Source organism: Bowmanella yangjiangensis (assembly GCF_017255015.1).
Lineage (GTDB): Bacteria > Pseudomonadota > Gammaproteobacteria > Enterobacterales > Alteromonadaceae > Bowmanella > Bowmanella yangjiangensis.
Genome location: NZ_JAFKCS010000806.1, coordinates 1 through 327, shown reverse-complemented (window position 1 = coordinate 327; position 327 = coordinate 1). Strand labels below are relative to the sequence as shown.

The following is a 327-nucleotide window of genomic DNA, read 5'->3' as shown; positions in this document are numbered from 1 at the left end:
GCCGACCACGAGCACCGCGCGATCATCGATGCCTGCCGCAGCCGCGACACGGAGCATGCGGTGGCGCTGCTCGAGGAACACATCACCGGTGTCTGCAGCAGCCTCTTCGCGCATTTGCCGGGCCACCGCTGAGGCCCGCCCCGGCCTATTCATCCGCCCCGAGACTGTGCCGATTTCGTCATTCGTCCCAGGCAAATCCCTCAAGCCGGACGCTGCGCCTCGCGTCACCCTGTAGTCACTCAACACGACTGCAGGCATAGCCACATGAAACGTATCGAGGTAATCGATTCCCACACCGGCGGTGAACCGACCAGCCTGATCATCAGC

The 327-nt window shown here is 63.6% G+C and carries 1 protein-coding gene; it reads left to right on the top strand.

The genetic code is table 11. The features are described from left to right. Window positions 1-132, top strand: a 132-nt coding sequence (locus J0A65_RS28060) for an FCD domain-containing protein (protein ID WP_206597203.1), incomplete at its 5' end; no start/stop codon positions are given. Window positions 133-327: the final 195 nt, after the last annotated feature.